This window comes from Streptomyces sp. NPDC104096, assembly GCF_055584385.1.
The window spans coordinates 67,469-82,766 of sequence record NZ_JBVJMD010000016.1; the positions used below are offsets into that span (position 1 = coordinate 67,469).

The following is a 15,298-nucleotide window of genomic DNA, read 5'->3' on the forward strand; positions in this document are numbered from 1 at the left end:
CACCCCGGTCACGCCGTCAGGCGGCACCCGACGTCCGAGGGCGCTCGGCCAGCGGGATCCGGCACACCTCGGAGTAGCCCTGCGATGTGATCCCGTGCGCGGTGTTGACGCGGGTCGACAGGTTGGCGAAGCCGATGAACACGGTGAGTTCGACGAGGCCCGCCGGGCCGAGCTGCTCGAGCAGGCTCGCCGACAGTTCGTCGGTGACGGTGGGCGGGGTGTTCGTCATGGCCTCGGAGTACTCCATCACCTCGCGTTCCAGCGGGGTGAACACGTCGGAGTCACGCCAGTCGGGCACCTGGCCGGCCTTGTCGAGGTCGAGGTTCTGGTTCAGCGCGGCGAAGTAGTTGATGTCCAGGCACCAACTGCAGCCGACCTGGGCCGCCACGGCCATGTGGGCGAATGTCTTGAGACCCTCGTCGACCGCGTCCCACGCGGCGGCCTTCGCCGAGAACTCCAGGTTGGAGGTGGCGACGGCAGGGTTGTTGAAGACGACCTCCACAGGCTCGGGCACGGAACCGAGCTGCTTGACCAGAGCCTCCTTCATCTCGGCGGGGAGCTCGGCCTTGGGGATGCGCGGTGTCATGGTGTTCTCCTTCATCCAGAGGCCTTGCGGCCTGCTCTGGCATGAAGACACCGACGGGCGCACATGTGTGACAACGGCCCCTCGTGCGCTGACGGCCCCACGTTCCGACCTGGCCGGAGCGGCCGGAGTGCGCCGCCGGGGCGGGCGAACGGGCCGTGCGGGGAGGTCACACGGTCACGGGTTCGCCGCGACCGCGGCACGGCACCGGGCGAGGAGACGTCGCAGCACGTCGCGGTCGGCAGGGGCGAGCGCGTCGTACATGCGCTGCTCGACCGCGCCGGCCGCGGAGTCCGCGAGTTCGATCAGGCGGCGCCCCTCGTCGGAGAGCCGGTTGGGCCGGCTGTTGCGGGCCCAGTCGTCCTGCTCACGTACGACCAGACCCTTGGCCTCCAAGGTCTTCAGCGTGGCCGCCGACGCCTGCGGCGTGACCAGGCATGCCCTGGCGATGCCTGCGCCGCTGATCCCGGGGTTGTCACGAAGCGCCAGCAGCGCGGCGTACTGCGCCACTGTGAGGCCCATCGACCGCAGGGCCTCGGCCTTGGCCGTCATGAACGCGACCTCAGTGGCCTTGATGTCGGACCCGAGCCGTTCGCCCACCGCCAGCGTCATGCCTCCAGTCTACAGCCCTTTAGAGATATCAAGGTCTTGATACTCTTCAAGGTATGAATACTGTGGGTGTGCATACTGCTTTGGTGACAGGCGCCGCCTCCGGGCTCGGCCGCGAGATCGCGCTGGACCTGGCGCGGCGCGGCTGGAGACTGGTGGTGCCCGTGCGCACCGCGACGCGAGCGCACGAACTGGTGGCGGCCGCAAGAGCAATGGGGGCGCCCGCGCCTTTGGCCGTCGAGTGCGACCTGTCCGATCACGCGGCGGTTCGGCGGATGTGCCGCACCGTCACGGGCGAGGGCCTGCTGGACCTCGTGGTGAACAACGCCGCGGTCGGCGGCGGGGCCGATCCCGCCTTCAGGGAGACCAACACCGCGGGGGTCGAGCTGCGGATGGCGGTCAACGCCGTCACGCCGCACCTGATCGCCCGGGAGCTGTCCGGCTCACTGACCCCCGCGGGGCGCATCGTGCAGGTGGGCAGCATGGGACAACTGCCGCTCGACCTGGACGATCTGAACTACGAGCGTGATTACAACGGGATCGAGGCCTACTGCCGCAGCAAGGTCGCCCTGGTGATGTCCGCGATCGAGCTGGCCCGGGAGGGGGTTCCGGTGAACGTCGTCCACCCGGCAAGGGAAATGCCCACCCCACTGGTCAGGGAGGCGGGATTGCCCATCGCCTCGACACTCGACGACGGGACGCTGGCAGTCCTGCGGGTGGCCCTCGACTCCGAACTGGCCGGTGTACGCGGCGCGTACTTCCACCGGTTCGACCGCGCGCAGCCCCACGAACAGACCTCCGACCCCGCAGCCCGGGCGCGTGTGGTGGCCTGGATCGAGGACCGGGCATCGTGACGGCGCCCCTGCGGCACACCGCGAACCCCCCGGTCGGCCGCACGCGACGGTGGCGGCACTTGGCCTACGGGTGAAGCGTGTCCGCGGCCGCGGCCGTGACGTCGGACGGTGCTGCCGGGCCGTACCAGTGTCGTAGCGCCTGGTGGAGCCCGTCGGTGTGGGACTGACCGGCGGTACGCAGCCAGGCGGTGTGTCCGTCCGGCCGCAGGAGGACGGCATGGAGTTCGGGCTGGTCGGGGCATGCCGCGGTGACGACGTCCACCCGGTCCGCCCATCCTGCGGCCGACTCGCGGATGGCGCTTCCTGCGGTCAGGTCGAGCAGCAGGCCGCGTCCCGAGGCGAGCAGCGCGGCCATGCGCGTACGCCCGTCACCCGTGGTCAGGGCGAGGTCGGGTGCCAGGCGGCCCAGCCAGGGGTGGTCGACGTCGGAACGCATCCGATAGCGGGTGTCCAGCGCGGTGACGGTCTCGGCGAAGGCGCGGTTTCCCGCCGGGTGGCCGGCGACGCGGGTCAGCAGGTCGATGAGCGGCCCGAGTCGGTCGTCGGCGTCGGCGTCGGCTTCGGCGAGCAGCACTTGGGCTCGTGTGTTGGCCAGCACCTGCGCGCCGGCGGTGTGGCGTTCGGCGTGGTAGCTGTCGAGCAGGTGTGCCGGTGCGGTGCCGCGCACGGTGGCGGCCAGTTTCCAGCCGAGGTTGAACGCGTCGTCCAGGGCGACATTGACGCCGATCGCCCCCGCCGGCGGGTGGATGTGCGCGGCGTCCCCGGCCAGGACGACCCTGCCCCGGACGTACTCGGCGGCCTGCCGGGCGGCGTCGCCGAACCGGGTCAGCCAGCGCGCGGCGCGCAACTCGACGTGGCGGCCGAGCACGTCGTCCACGGCGGTCTGGAGCAGGTCCAGGGTGACCGGGGTGTCCTTGTCCGCCGGGGGTTGCCGGTCGGCCGTGATGATCCTTGCGTAGCCAGGGCGGGGTATGACGAACACGGTCCCGCCGGGGCCGGTGGTCGCGCCGAACGGCAGCGCCTGCGGATCGGCGAGTTCGACGTCGCCGAGCAGGGAGAAGCGGGTCGCGTCGGTGCCGGGGAAGTCGATGCCGGCCTGTTTGCGGACGGTGCTGCGGCCGCCGTCGCAGCCGACCAGGTACGCGGCCCGGACGCGGTACTCGCCGTCGCCGCCGGTGACGGTGGCGGTGACGGACTCGGAGTCCTGTTCCAGAGCGCGCAGTTCGTGTCCGCGCCGGAGGTCGGCTCCAAGGCCGAGAGCGTGTTCCTCGAGTATTTCCTCGACCCTGGTCTGCGGGATGCCCAGCGAGTACGGATGGTCGGTGTGCGTGTCCGCGAGGGTGAGCGTCACCGGCAGGCCGGAGAACGCGGCGTGCGGCACTTGCCGACCTTCGCCGACGAGCCTCTCGGCGAGGCCGCGGCGCGCCAGCAGGTCCAGGGAACGGGCGTTGAGGTTGAAGCCGCGACAGAAGTCCGGCCGTTGCGGGTGGCGTTCGACGACGACCGTGTCGACACCGGCGGCCCGCAGTTCACCGGCGAGCAACAGCCCGGCCGGGCCGGCTCCGACGATCAGCACGTCGGTCATCGGGTGCTTCCCTTCCGCTCCGAGGGGGCGGACCAGGTCCATCCCTGTTCGGTTCGCTCGGCCTCGGGCCAGAACAGGCTGCCGTCGCGGATCTCGGCGATGGTCCGCCGTGTCCAGGCCAGCTCGGCTTCCCAGGCGTGCAGCGCGCACTCGACCTCGATCATGAACAGCCGGGGCACTGCACCGGAGCCGACCGTGTCGGCCAGCACCGTGTTCGTCTCGTCGATCCGCCGGGCCAGATGCTCCGCCCGTTCGGCCAGTGCCTCTGCCGCCCTGTCCGGACCCAGTGCGCCGAGGTAGGACACCGCGGCCATGAACTTCGGGTACTCCGCGACGGGTGTGCGCAGGAGTTCGTCGATCCAGCGGACGAACTCGCTCTGGCCCAGTTCGGTCGCCGCGTACACGGTCCGCTCCGGGCGTCTGCCTTCGCGCGCCGTCTCCACCGGTTCGATCCAGGCATGCCGGACCAACGTCTGGACCGTGTCGTACAGCGACCCCGAGTTGACCTTGAAGCTGCTGTCCTTGTGCCGCTCCCGGAGCGTGGACGCCATCTCGTACGGGTGCATCGACTGCTCTTGCAGCAGGCCCAGCACGGCCAGCGCCAGCGTGTTGGAGATCTTCCGCTTCGTCATCTATGTCACCGACCCCTGATAGTCGGAACCGACTATACGGGCTCGGCTATCGGAAGGAGGCGACTCTCCGCGACTCTGGCCCATCCTCTACTCTAGGTAGACCGACCTACCTAGTTTGGATTGTGATGAGCGAGACCGACGTGAGCACGGGACGGCGGCGGCCGGCCCGGGAACGGCTTCTGGAGGCGGCGGCCCGGCGCTTCTACGCCGACGGTGTGGTGGCGACGGGCATCGACACCATCACGGCCGAGGCCGGGGTGGCGAAGATGAGCCTGTACAACAACTTCTCCTCCAAGGCCGACCTGGTCCGGGCCTATCTGGACGCCCGGCACGAGGAGTGGCTCGGTCTCTACCGGGCCCGGCTGGAGGCCGTCGACGGCCCTCGTGAAGGTGTGCTGGCCGTCTTCGACGCCTACGCGGACCACGCGGCGTTCGCGTACGAGCACGGTTTCCGCGGCTGCGGACTGCTCAACGCCGCCGCCGAGCTCCCGACCGGCGACGAGGGACGGGCCGTGGTGCGCGCCCACAAGGAGGAGGTCGAGCGCCTGCTCGCCGGCCACGTGGAGCAACTGTTCCCCGGCCGGCCCGACGAGGCCCGCGCGGCGGCCGAGCACCTGTCGTTCCTGCTGGAGGGCGCGATGGCCCGCGCCGGTCTGGAGGGCGACGGCGAGCGCGTCCGGCACGCCCGTTCGATGGCCGCGGCTCTGCTGGAGCGGCTGTGACCGGCACCGGCCGGTCCGCGGGGGTCGGAGCCCTGTGCGTGCTGGCCGCCTCCGTGCTGTGGGGCACGACCGGCACGGCCGCCACCTTCGCCCCGGCCGTGGGCCCACTGGCCATCGGCGCAGCCGCCATGGGATTGGGCGGGCTCCTTCAGGCCCTTCTCGCCGCCCCGCGGCTGGCCGACAGCACCGCCGGTCTGCGCGAGCAGCGCGGCACGGTCCTGCTGGGCGCCGGCTCGGTGGCCGTCTACCCTCTGGCGTTCTACAGCTCCATGCACCTGGCCGGAGTCGCCGTCGGCACCGTCGTCTCCATCGGCACCGCCCCGCTCGCCTCAGCCCTGATCGAGCGCGTCGTGGACGGCCGCCGGCTCACTCGCCGCTGGACGCTCGCGGCCGCCCTCGGCCTCCTCGGTACCGTCCTGCTCTGCGTCGCCGAAGCCGCCCACTCCCCCGGCACCGGCGGTCGCGCCTCCATGAGCGCCACCCTGCTCGGCATCGGACTCGGACTCGTAGCCGCAGCCACGTATGCCCTGTACTCGTGGGCCGCGCACCGGCTCATCACGCGCCGGATCCCCTCCCGCGCGGCGATGGGCGCCGTCTTCGGGATCGGCGGTCTCCTCCTCCTGCCCGTGCTGGCGGTCACGGGCGCGCCCCTGGTCGCCTCCTGGTCCAACGCAGCCGTCGGCGCCTACATGGCGCTCGTGCCCATGCTCGTCGGCTACGTCCTCTTCGGCTGGGGCCTCGCCCACGTCCCCGCCAGCACCGCCACCACCCTGTCCCTGCTCGAACCGGCCGTCGCCGCGCTCCTCGCCGTCCTGGTCGTCGGCGAACGCCTCCCGGCCACCGGCTGGGCGGGCATCGCCCTCGTCGTCGCCTGCCTCGCCGTCCTCACCGCCCCCGCACCCGCCCTCCGGTCACGCGACCGGCTTCGGAACCCTGCGGGCCACGACAGCGGTCAGTCACCGAAGACCGCGAACGCCGCCTAGAAATCGCGTCTCAAGACCGGGCCGCGGGTGTCCTGCGACAGCGAACCTTGGACGTGCGCCCTCGAACCGCAGGGGTTGCGGGTCGCGCTGCCGGGTCAGGTGTCGGCTCCGGCTTTCGTGTCGCGCTCCGAACGGTGGGGGCCGAACCAGTCCAGGCACAGGACCGTGGCGTCGTCCTCCAGGTGGTTGTCGGTGGCGTCGGTGACCGCCGCCGCCAGAATGCGTACGACCTCGCGCGGGTGCTCGGCTGCGGTGTTGCGGACGACGTCGAGCAGATCGACGGTTTCCGCCTTGCGTTCCTGCATGCCGTCGGTGTAGAGCACGAGGCGGTCACCGGGGCGCAGGTCGAGGTCCTGCACCTGGTACGGCCCCTGCGCCAGGACGCCGAAGGGCAGGTCCACGTGCAGCTGGATCTCCTGGACCATGCCGTCGCGCAGCAGGAGGGGCCAGGCGTGCCCGGCGTTGACGAGCTGGGTGCTGGTGCCGTCCAGGGCGATGCGCAGCAGCTGGCCGGTGGCGAACGTGCCGCGGCCGTGGTCGATGAGGGCCTGGTGGGTCTGACGGGCCTGTTCGGCGAGGTCGGCTCCGGCGCGCCGGGCACCGCGAGAGGCGTTGACCGTGAGGGTTGCCATGAGGGAGGCCTCGACGTCGTGGCCCATCGCGTCCGTGATGGACAGGTGCAGGGTGTCGTGGTCGAGGGTGTAGTCGTAGCTGTCCCCGGCGACGCTGTCGGCCGGGACCAGGGCGCAGGCGAGGGCGAACTCGGCCGCCTCGCAGGAGGGGGCGGAGGGCAGCAGCTGCCGCTGGATCTCGGCGGCCAGGGTCATGGGGATGGTGCGCTGGCCCCAGAGGTAGAGGTCGGTGAAGCGGCGGTCCGTGACCAGGATGTAGGCCAGCGCGTGGGCGGCCTCTTCCACCTGCTGGAGGACATCGGGTGAGACACGAGGAAGAAACAGCTCCAGGATTCCGATGGTGTCGCCGCGGTTGGTGACCGGGACCAGGACCCGGTGCGCCTGGCCGCCGTCCGGAGCCTGCACCAGCTTCTGCGTCCTGAGGACCTCGTCGTAGACGCTGCCGACGAGGGGAATCTGGTCGGCGCGCCGTCCCTGCTGCGTATCCATCTCCTCGGTGACCCGCACCACGCGACGGCCGACGATGTCGACGAACAGGAACGACGCGTACTGCGCGCCGAACCGGTCACGCAGATTGCGGGCCACGACATCGAGGGAAGCCACCGGCGCGGCATCCTCGGCCGCGGCCAGCACATCGGCCAGCCTGATTCGATCACGCGCCACGTCAGCCTCCCTGCGTCCTCCTCCACCTTCCGGCAGACCCGGCGAGATCGCCCCTGCGGTGCCTGTCGCAGCACCTGTCCTCTGAGAGAGGCGCTCGATCAGTCGTCCCGGATCCAGGCCCCCGATCACCCCCGACTACCCCGCAGGCAGGACATGCACCCGGCCAAGAGGAACCGGCGGTAGGCGCTCCCCAGCGTCGCGGGGTTGCCGCTCACTGCCAACAGGCGGCCTCGCTGCCGCCACCGCCGTCCGCCGTGCTGCCGACCGACACCTCGTAGGCGATGCCGTTGCCCACCTCAGGGGCGGGCACGTAGCCCTCCGTACGGAAGTCGACGTTGAGCAGCAGGTGTCGGCCCTGTTCGGTCTTGGTCCAACAGGCTTCCGCCCAGGTGGCTGCTTCGGGGTCCGGGTTGCGCTCGAACCGCCATCCTGCCGAGGCGGCTGTCCCGGTGTAGTAGGTGATCACGTCGGCGGGCCTGCCCGGGTACGTGTACACGCGGTCCGCGTGCAGCCAGGGCTCCCCCGGGCTGTCGTCGTCGCATCCGGTGGTCACGCCCACGCCCCGGTAGTTGGCGGGTGCCGCGGCGCCGGCGGGTGCCGTGTCGAACAGCGACTGCGCCGCCAGCTCCTCGAGGTCGGCTTCCGTGCCACGGCAGCCGTCGCCGCCGATGACGGAGCACGCGCCGAGGAAGGCGGTAGGCAGCAGAAGGGCCACCGCCAGCCCGGTACGGGTGGAGGCGGACGACGGTGTCGGGGGCAACGGCGCTCCTGGGAGTCGGGGACGGGTGGCCGGGGCGGTCCCCCGTGGAAGCCCCCGGCCCGTCGATCGTTCGGATCATCGAGGGTGTCGGCTGTGGGCGTGCGTCGCAAGCGTCAGTTCCGAGTCCGTGTGGAGCGTGATGCGCACCGGTGTGAAGGTGGTGGCGTCCACCGGCGACTCCCCGGTGCCTGGACTGCGGGCGAAGCGCGGATGGGCGCCTCCGCTGATCTGCCAGCGTATGCGGTGGCCGACGGCGAAGCGGTGGGCGGTCGAGCTCATCGGCACGGTGATCCGCGACGGCTCCTGCCCGTCCGCCCTCAGCCGGCCCGGCCCGTCACAGATGTTGACGGAGCGGCCTTACGGGTCCACGTCGCACAGGCGGCTGAAGACGTCGGCATGGCCGGTGTCCGTGGAGGTGCTCAAGCGCGCCGAGACCGGTCCGAGGATGTCCACGGGCTCGGTCAGCGGGGGGCCGGTGAAGGTCAGTACGTCTTCCCGCGCCTCCAGGCCGCTGTTGTCGCGGGGACCGGCGGTACGGGAGAGCAGAGGACCGCCCAGGGACGGGGTGGGGTCGTCCGGGTCGTAGCAGAAGGACGTCAGGGGTGCGCGGTCCGTGGGAGCCTGCTGGGTGAGATGTCCCTGCGCGGTGGGAAACCACCGGCCGACGGCCGTGGCCGACGGCCAGTCGTCGAGGTCCCACCAGGCGTTCTCGCCGCCGATGTGCACGCGCACCCTTGCGGGACGCAGTCCGCAGGGGTCGGCGTACAGGTGGGCGCGCAGCCAGGCGAGGCTTTCGGCGAACACCTCGGGCCGGCCCTGTCGCAGGGCGGAGGTGTGGGTCCAGGGGCCGACGAGCAGGGCGGTATCGCAGCCGGCCCGACGCAGCCGGTCGTACTGCTCGAAGGTCTGGTCGACCAGCGCGTCGGCGGGCCTCGAGACCGTCCACCTCGTGTCCGGTGGCCACCACACGGCCGTCGAGGACGGTCAGGGTGTCCACGACGGGCTCCTGAGGGCCGCCGGTGTGGATTCGCCCATCCTCGACGATCAGATCGACCAGCACCTGTCGCCATCTCCTTCCGCGTTCATTTCGCCGTGCCCTTGCGAAAGGGCGGCGTCAGGCAACCATGTCCGCCGTTCTTGCGGCAACGTTCATGTGACTCGTACGCTGCGGCGGCTGCCCGAAGACCTCGGACGCCGCGGGGCCCGGCAAGGGGTGCCCGCCTCGCTCCTCCTCGACGGGGTGCGCACGAACTCGCGGGTGATCTGGAACGCGCTGCGCGAACTCGCCGGTGACGACGCGGCCCTGGCGCTGGTCCGCAACACCGACGCGGTGCTCGGCCTCGTCGAGTGGCACGTGCGCGAGGTACAGAGTGCCTACCCGCGGGAGGAGGAAGCCCTCGACCGGCACATCGAGCGCCGACGTCGGAACATCGTCGCGCGGCTGTTCGGCAGGCGGCCGCCGGGCAGGGACGCCGTCGCCGCGATCGCCGTCGATCTCGGGCTGGAGCCGGTGGACGCCTTCGACGTCGCGGTGCAGCTCGGCACGCATCACGCGGACTGCGCCCTCTGCGCCGACAGCACGGCGAAGACCTTCCACCACGAGATGGCCGAGGGCACGTGCCACGTCCGCCCCGCCTCGGCCGGCGCGGATCCCGTCACCGGGCTGTCGGGCTGCCACGCCGCGGTGATTCAGCGGCGTGGCCGGGCTCGCCCACGTGGGCCGGGCCGCGCAGGTCTGCCTCTTCCTCCTCCACGCGGGGGCGGCGCGCGCCCCCGAACCGGTCACCCCCGCCCTCGCCTGGCCTGCCGGGGCATGGCGGTCGCTGAACGACGTCCTGCCGACGGACTGCCTTCCCCTCGACCTCGCCGCTCTGGCCGGCCTGGCGGTCCACGAGCGGCGCCGGCTCGTCGAGACGGTGCGCCACTACCTGGACACCGGCTCGATCAAAGCCACCTCCGAGGCCCTCTGCTGCCACCGCAACACGGTCGTGAAGCGGCTCGACCGGTTCCAGGAGCTGGCCGGCGTCGACCTGCGCATCCCGAGTCAGGCGGCACTGGTGCTGCTCGCCCTCACCGACGGCCTCCAGCCACCTGTGCCTCGGGGGTGCGGCAGCCAGGTCAGGGCATGGCGGATTTGCGTTCGGCCTCCGTCACCGGTGGGCCCTGGAGGAACGGCTTGTGCGGGCCGAACAGCATGGGGAGGAGCATGTCGGGTGAGAAGAGCCGGGTGGCCGGCTTTTCCAGGCTCATGACGTCGAGCAGTGCGCCGAGCGCTCGCGGGTTGCGGGCGCCGGTGGCGACGGCTCGGTCGACGAAGCGGGCCAGGAACCTCTCCACGGCGGTGGGCGGGGTGTCGGTGGCTCCGGGATAGAACGCGTCCTGGCCGACGGCCAGGTCCCACGCGGCGGCGACGGGCCGGGCCGCGGCGCGCTGGACACGGAGCGCGGTGCCGGGATCGGTGAGGTGCGCGTCGCGCAGGACGCCGCGCAGGGCGAGGGCGCTCTGGGCGGAGACGGTCAGGCCGTGGCCGTAGACAGGGTTGTAGCCGGCCACCGCGTCACCGAGGACCGCGAATCCCTCCGGCCAGCGCTCGGCCTTCTCGTAGTAGCGGCGTCGGTTGCCGGTGGCCCGGGTGGTCTCGACGCCGCTGATCGGTTCGGCGTCCTTTATCAGTTCGCCGATGACCGGGTCGCCGAGGGAGAGCGCGAAGTCCACGAACGCTTCGGGGTCGGCGGTGGGTTCACCGCCACGTGTGCCGGAGAGCGTGACGATCCAGCGGCCGCCCTCGACGGGCAGGATGATGCCGCCGCGGCCGGGCGGGGCGGCGGGGTTGGCCTGCACGTTGATCAGCGGGAAGTCCGTGTTCTCGGTCGTGCCGGGGGCCTGGTACAGGCGGGTGGCGTAGGCGACGCCGGCGTTGACCGTGCGTTCGGTGACGTCCGGAAGGCCGAGGTCCCGCAGCCAGTGCGGTGCGCGGGAGCCTCGTCCGGAGGCGTCGATGACCAAGTCGGCGGAAAGGGTGAGTTCTTGGTCTTCGGCGCCGGCCCGAACGCCGGTGACGCGCCGGGCGTCGCCTTCCAGGGCGAGGACGGTCGTGCGCTCGCGCAGAGTGACGCGGTCGTCGGTGAGGACGCGGTCACGGAGCACGGAGTCGAGGAGGTCCCGCGAGCACACCAGGTTGCGGTGGTGGGTGGACAGGAAGCGGCGGAACCAGATCTCGTTGGGGGCGCGGGAGACCATGTCGCCCATGATGTGGACGAGGCGGCCACCGCCGGCGACGATGTCGCCGACGAGCCCCGGCACGAGGTCGTCGAAGGCTTTGACACCGCCGCTCCACACCAGGTGCGCGTGGCGGGCCTGGGGCACGCCGGTACGCGGCCGCGGTCCGGCGGGCAGGACGTCGCGTTCGACGAGGGTGACGTCGGCGAACTCGGCGAGCACGGACGCGGCGAGGAGTCCGGTGACACTCGCGCCTATGACGAGCGCGGTGGGCCGGCCGGCGGTGGCTGTATCAGGCATGCGGTTTCACGCTTTCTGTGCTGATCACCTGGTGACGGATGCTGTCGACGATCCGCGGGCGGTGCATGGCCTGGGAGACGGCGTCCATGCGGTCGCTCAGATCGGTGGTGGACTGCGAAGCGGGACTGCCGGAGTGCTGCGGAGGCCCTGATCCTCGATAGGCGTCGGTGGCCGCACGAACGGTGATCGCCCCGGCGATGCCGTGTGCCGCCGTCTCGGTGTGAGTACCGAGCGCCGCCGTGTACGCCCGCTCGTAGAGACCCTCGTCCACGTACGGAGAGAGCAGACGCAGGGCGTCGTGAATCCGCTGCCGACGTTGCAGCAGACGCAGGTCCATGGGTGCCCACACTCCGATGCGGGCCTTGGCCGCGGCCGGGGACAGCACGCGGGCCGCACGCCACAGCGGGTACAGCCGGCGGTACTCGCGTCGGTCACGGATCCACTTCTGCAGGAAGGGGCCCGCCTGGGGAACGATGAAGCCCATGGCCACCAACATGGCCTCCAGAAGTGCGAACGGCGGGGCCGCCTGTGTGCTGAGGGCGTCCCAGTCGGCTCCGGACCAACGGGCTCCGATCGCGGTCCACTTCGCCGCGTCGTAGACAAGGCCGAAGGCGAACCCCGTTTGCAGGAAGACGACTCCCGACTTCATCCAGCGGTTCTCCACCTGGGGAAACCACTTCCAGAGCATGTAGGCGGCGACCAGGGCCGACACCATGTGGGCCAGGAGGTAGAGCAGGATGTGCTCGCGCATCCAAGGGGTGCCGGCGTAGTAGGTGTCCAGGTCGTAGATCCGCGGGACGGGGACGTCCGCCAGAAGGAACGTCACCCACAGAGCGGCGATCACGCCCGCGTAGACGAGGTAGATGAGACGCATCCGGCGCCGGCGCCGCTCGGACGGCTCCTCCCGCCAACGCATGATCATGGTCAGGCCGGTGGCACAGAACGCGGTGAGGAACGAATACGACCACGGCGCCGCGATGTTCGGGACGCCGGTCCATTGGTTGAGCCGCTCGATGTTGACGGGCGTGATGACGACGAGAACGGCCGCGGCCCAGGTCAGCAGCAGCGTGGTCGCCCGGACGTCCGGGTCGCGCCAGGCACGCGCGAGCGTGGGGAACTTCAGGACGAGCGCCAGCACCAACAGGACGGTCGGTATCGCGTAGGGAATGTGCAACTGCGCGACGGTCACAGGATGCGCCCGCTTCTGTGGCTCAGCGAAAGGGTGATGCGCCCTTCGACGGTGGCCGGGCTGAGGGGGCCTTCCGCGTACCGGCCCCGCATCCAGGTGCGCACTTCCCTGCCGAACAGCAGGCCGAAGGTCTCCGCGTCCACTTCATGCCGGTCGGCGGAGTCGGCTCGGGCCGCGACGGCCAGGACGGCTTCGCGAGGCACTTCGTGTGCGGCAAGGAACTGCTCCACGGCGCGCCGGACCGCCTCGGGCGTCCGGTCGGCGGTCAGCGCACGGGCGGCGGCCGGGTAGCCGACAGCGTGCCCGCCGCAGTCACCCTGTTCTTCGTGCCATAACTCGTGCCCCAGGATGACCAGTTGGGCTTCGGGTGCGGTGTGTTCCTCCACCACGATGATGGAATGGTCCACGCAGTCGAGGCGCATGCCGGAGACGGGGATGTCCGGCGGGAACGCCCGGAACACCAGCCGGATGGGCCGACCGGCGCGCACGCTCATGGCCCGGCAGAACTCCCGCATCACGACCGTGGGTTCAGCCGGCCGTTGGATCGACCGTGCGGCCTCCACGCCCAGGGCGGCGATCAGGAGTTTCATGGCCTTGGTACTCATCGTCAGGGTCTCCCTTCTGGGGCAGCACGGACCGCAGGACTCCGCCCAGGACGCGCTCGAGCTGATCTCGGGTCATGGAACCGTCCGTCCGCAGATCCGCGCTTCGCACTCCGAACTTCTCCATCAGAGCCAGGACGGGGTCCGGTTCAGGACTCTCCAAGCGACGCAGGACCGGCAGGAGAACCCGGTTGAGGGCCTCGTCGGCCGGTGCGGTGAAGAATGCCTCTCCTCCGTCGACCTGGAAGAAGTCCACCAGGCCGTGCAGGAGTTCGACGCTCGGCACCTTTTTGCCGTCACAGACCTGACGAGCCCAGTACTCGGACACGCCCACCTGCTCGTGGATCTCGGCAGTGAGGTCCGACATGCGTGTGCGGGTGCGGTCCAGGCGGGCGGTGGTCAGCGTCTTGATGCGCGCGCGGACACGGTCGTTGACGCTGTCGTCGGGCGCGCTGCCGCCACCGAGCAGGCCGCGGACGGTCTTTTCGGGCAGTGCTGTCTTCACCGCCAGCTCAACGGGGTCGAGCAGGTGCGACTGCTTGCCGTCCTCGCTGTCCATGTACGCCCTGAGGCGTTCCAGCGTCTCGCGGAGAGGCACCTTTGATTCCACTGGTGTACTCCCGGGGTCGGGGACTGCGACGCCGCGCTTCCGCGGCGCGCCTGGCAGCCTACGCACCCCACCCCCGTCCATCAACGATCGATGAGTAACCGAATTCGATCGTTGACATGAGGTGCTTGCGGGGAGTCCGATCGCCGACGACGCAGATGAGCCAGCCTTGCACCGACGGCCGTCCCGACAGCCGATTTCGGGATCGCCGACTTGGCTTCTCCTGGTTCGGGAATCCCTGCTCGCACCCGGAACTGTGGCTTCCGTCATGGCGACTGTGATCTTGTCCTGGTGAGATCGCCGGACGCTCGGATTCCTCCTCCGTCTTCTGCCGTTCTGGGTCCGCGAGCCCCTGCTCATCGCGGTCGGGTCCGTTCTCGGTATACGCATCATGTATCTGGCCGTCCACGATCACGACCGGGTGGCGGCCGGTCTCGGCGTGGTGTTCCTCGTGTTCACCGCATTACGCGTGCACGTGGTGGTACGGGCCCTGCGCGCACGCCGGAATCCAGATCCGCCGACCTCCGCCGACGGGGTGGCGGTCGACGCCGTCGTCCAGCCCCCGGCCCCTTCCCGGCCTCAGCCCCGGGCCCAGGTCGGCACTGGGCTGCGTCCCGGCCCGAGCACTGCGACGAAGGAGCCCAACGCATGGGGCCAGGCCGTCGCCGCCGTGGCCGTGGTCGGGGCACTGGCGGCCGCCCTGTGGGTGGGCCCACGCTTCATGCCGTCCGATGCCAATTCCCCTGAGCCCGCCTCGTGTTCGGACGGTTCGCGGGAGGCGCCGCCGAAGGCCTACCAGCGGACGCCCCGGCCTGTGACCGGTGAAGAGCTGTGCAGGGCGCTCAACCGGCCCGACCTGGCCCAGCTCCTCGGCACGCCCGGCGAGACCGCGACCACTGCCTACGGCACCAGCAACACCGCTCCTCTGACCGCTGGAAAAGTCGCCGCGCCGGAGGCCGAGGTCGCGTTCGACACGTACACCGTGAATGTCGCGGCCACTTACAACCATCTGTCGATGGACCAGTACGTGAAGCTGATGAAGTACGGGGACGAGCAGGACATCAAGACGCTCACGGTTCTCGGCCGGCCCGCGGTCTTCTCCTCGGACCACACCATGAAGGTCGAGATCGATCTCGGGAGCGGCGCATCCGGCGGTCCGGTCGGGCAGGGCCCTCTGGCCAGGACGCTGACCGTGGCCCTGGACCGTGAAGACCGGGGCGGCTACTGCGACATCACCGTGTGGAGCACGTCCGGAGCCCTCCCGGACGACAGCGCTCTCCTCGACATCGCCGGGAAGGTCCTTCCGAGGATCCCCGAACGGTCTGTCCGATGAGACACCGACAGCATTCCGGCCGGCG

Annotated in this window: 14 protein-coding genes and 3 pseudogenes; 6 read left to right on the top strand and 11 right to left on the bottom strand. The window is 70.8% G+C overall.

Annotated features, from left to right (window positions below):
• Positions 1 to 16: 16 nt before the first annotated feature.
• Together ACZ60B_RS18735 and ACZ60B_RS18740 are read right to left on the bottom strand one after the other, a co-directional pair.
• Positions 17 to 586: a carboxymuconolactone decarboxylase family protein gene (locus tag ACZ60B_RS18735; protein ID WP_469388261.1), complete on the bottom strand. Its 570-nt coding sequence runs from the start codon at positions 584 to 586 to the stop codon at positions 17 to 19.
• 174 nt (positions 587 to 760) lie between these two features.
• Positions 761 to 1,195, bottom strand: a complete 435-nt coding sequence (locus ACZ60B_RS18740; protein WP_469388263.1) for a MarR family winged helix-turn-helix transcriptional regulator — start codon at positions 1,193 to 1,195, stop codon at positions 761 to 763.
• 83 nt (positions 1,196 to 1,278) lie between these two features.
• On the opposite strand from ACZ60B_RS18740, the gene ACZ60B_RS18745 reads away from it, so the two are divergent.
• A complete protein-coding gene (locus ACZ60B_RS18745) occupies positions 1,279 to 2,046 on the top strand; it encodes an SDR family oxidoreductase (RefSeq protein WP_469388265.1) in 768 nt (255 codons plus the stop codon).
• A 64-nt stretch (positions 2,047 to 2,110) separates the two neighbouring features.
• Here ACZ60B_RS18745 and ACZ60B_RS18750 read toward each other — a convergent pair whose 3' ends face one another.
• Positions 2,111 to 3,631, bottom strand: a complete 1,521-nt coding sequence (locus tag ACZ60B_RS18750) for an FAD-dependent monooxygenase (RefSeq protein WP_469388266.1) — start codon at positions 3,629 to 3,631, stop codon at positions 2,111 to 2,113.
• A complete protein-coding gene (locus tag ACZ60B_RS18755) occupies positions 3,628 to 4,263 on the bottom strand; it encodes a PadR family transcriptional regulator (RefSeq protein ID WP_469388268.1) in 636 nt (211 codons plus the stop codon). The genes ACZ60B_RS18750 and ACZ60B_RS18755 overlap by 4 nt, the downstream gene beginning before the upstream one ends.
• A 125-nt stretch (positions 4,264 to 4,388) precedes the next feature.
• On the opposite strand from ACZ60B_RS18755, the gene ACZ60B_RS18760 reads away from it, so the two are divergent.
• On the top strand, positions 4,389 to 4,985 hold the full coding sequence (locus tag ACZ60B_RS18760) for a TetR/AcrR family transcriptional regulator (protein WP_469388269.1): 597 nt from the start codon (positions 4,389 to 4,391) through the stop codon (positions 4,983 to 4,985).
• The gene (locus tag ACZ60B_RS18765; protein ID WP_469388271.1) at positions 4,982 to 5,968 is read left to right on the top strand and encodes a DMT family transporter; all 987 of its coding nucleotides are present in this window, start codon (positions 4,982 to 4,984) and stop codon (positions 5,966 to 5,968) included. Before ACZ60B_RS18760 ends, ACZ60B_RS18765 begins: the two co-directional genes overlap by 4 nt.
• 95 nt (positions 5,969 to 6,063) lie before the next feature.
• Here ACZ60B_RS18765 and ACZ60B_RS18770 read toward each other — a convergent pair whose 3' ends face one another.
• The 3 genes and pseudogenes from ACZ60B_RS18770 to ACZ60B_RS18780 form a co-directional block, all read right to left on the bottom strand.
• The gene (locus ACZ60B_RS18770; RefSeq protein WP_469388272.1) at positions 6,064 to 7,263 is read right to left on the bottom strand and encodes a PP2C family protein-serine/threonine phosphatase; all 1,200 of its coding nucleotides are present in this window, start codon (positions 7,261 to 7,263) and stop codon (positions 6,064 to 6,066) included.
• A 211-nt stretch (positions 7,264 to 7,474) separates the two neighbouring features.
• A complete protein-coding gene (locus ACZ60B_RS18775; RefSeq protein ID WP_469388274.1) occupies positions 7,475 to 8,023 on the bottom strand; it encodes a hypothetical protein in 549 nt (182 codons plus the stop codon).
• 75 nt (positions 8,024 to 8,098) lie between these two features.
• Positions 8,099 to 8,947, bottom strand: a pseudogene (locus ACZ60B_RS18780) (CocE/NonD family hydrolase); the annotation flags it as partial.
• A 289-nt stretch (positions 8,948 to 9,236) separates the two neighbouring features.
• On the opposite strand from ACZ60B_RS18780, the pseudogene ACZ60B_RS18785 reads away from it, so the two are divergent.
• Both ACZ60B_RS18785 and ACZ60B_RS18790 read left to right on the top strand, forming a co-directional pair.
• Positions 9,237 to 9,386 (top strand): annotated as a pseudogene (locus ACZ60B_RS18785) (hypothetical protein); the annotation flags it as partial.
• Between the two features lie 553 nt (positions 9,387 to 9,939).
• Positions 9,940 to 10,083 (top strand): annotated as a pseudogene (locus ACZ60B_RS18790) (helix-turn-helix domain-containing protein); the annotation flags it as partial.
• A 58-nt stretch (positions 10,084 to 10,141) separates the two neighbouring features.
• Here the strand turns inward: ACZ60B_RS18790 and ACZ60B_RS18795 are convergent.
• From ACZ60B_RS18795 to ACZ60B_RS18810, 4 genes are read right to left on the bottom strand one after another with little or no spacing between them, the layout of a single operon-like run.
• Entirely contained in the window at positions 10,142 to 11,542 is a 1,401-nt protein-coding gene (locus ACZ60B_RS18795) for an NAD(P)/FAD-dependent oxidoreductase (protein WP_469388276.1), read from the bottom strand.
• Complete coding sequence (locus ACZ60B_RS18800; protein ID WP_469388278.1) at positions 11,535 to 12,716, bottom strand: MAB_1171c family putative transporter; 1,182 nt, start codon at positions 12,714 to 12,716, stop codon at positions 11,535 to 11,537. Before ACZ60B_RS18800 ends, ACZ60B_RS18795 begins: the two co-directional genes overlap by 8 nt.
• Positions 12,717 to 12,727: 11 nt before the next feature.
• On the bottom strand, positions 12,728 to 13,336 hold the full coding sequence (locus ACZ60B_RS18805) for a toxin (RefSeq protein WP_469388280.1): 609 nt from the start codon (positions 13,334 to 13,336) through the stop codon (positions 12,728 to 12,730).
• The gene (locus tag ACZ60B_RS18810) at positions 13,260 to 13,892 is read right to left on the bottom strand and encodes a hypothetical protein (protein WP_469388281.1); all 633 of its coding nucleotides are present in this window, start codon (positions 13,890 to 13,892) and stop codon (positions 13,260 to 13,262) included. Before ACZ60B_RS18810 ends, ACZ60B_RS18805 begins: the two co-directional genes overlap by 77 nt.
• A 439-nt stretch (positions 13,893 to 14,331) precedes the next feature.
• Here ACZ60B_RS18810 and ACZ60B_RS18815 point away from each other — a divergent pair, with 439 nt between their 5' ends.
• The gene (locus ACZ60B_RS18815; RefSeq protein WP_469388283.1) at positions 14,332 to 15,273 is read left to right on the top strand and encodes a DUF6215 domain-containing protein; all 942 of its coding nucleotides are present in this window, start codon (positions 14,332 to 14,334) and stop codon (positions 15,271 to 15,273) included.
• Positions 15,274 to 15,298 lie beyond the last annotated feature (25 nt).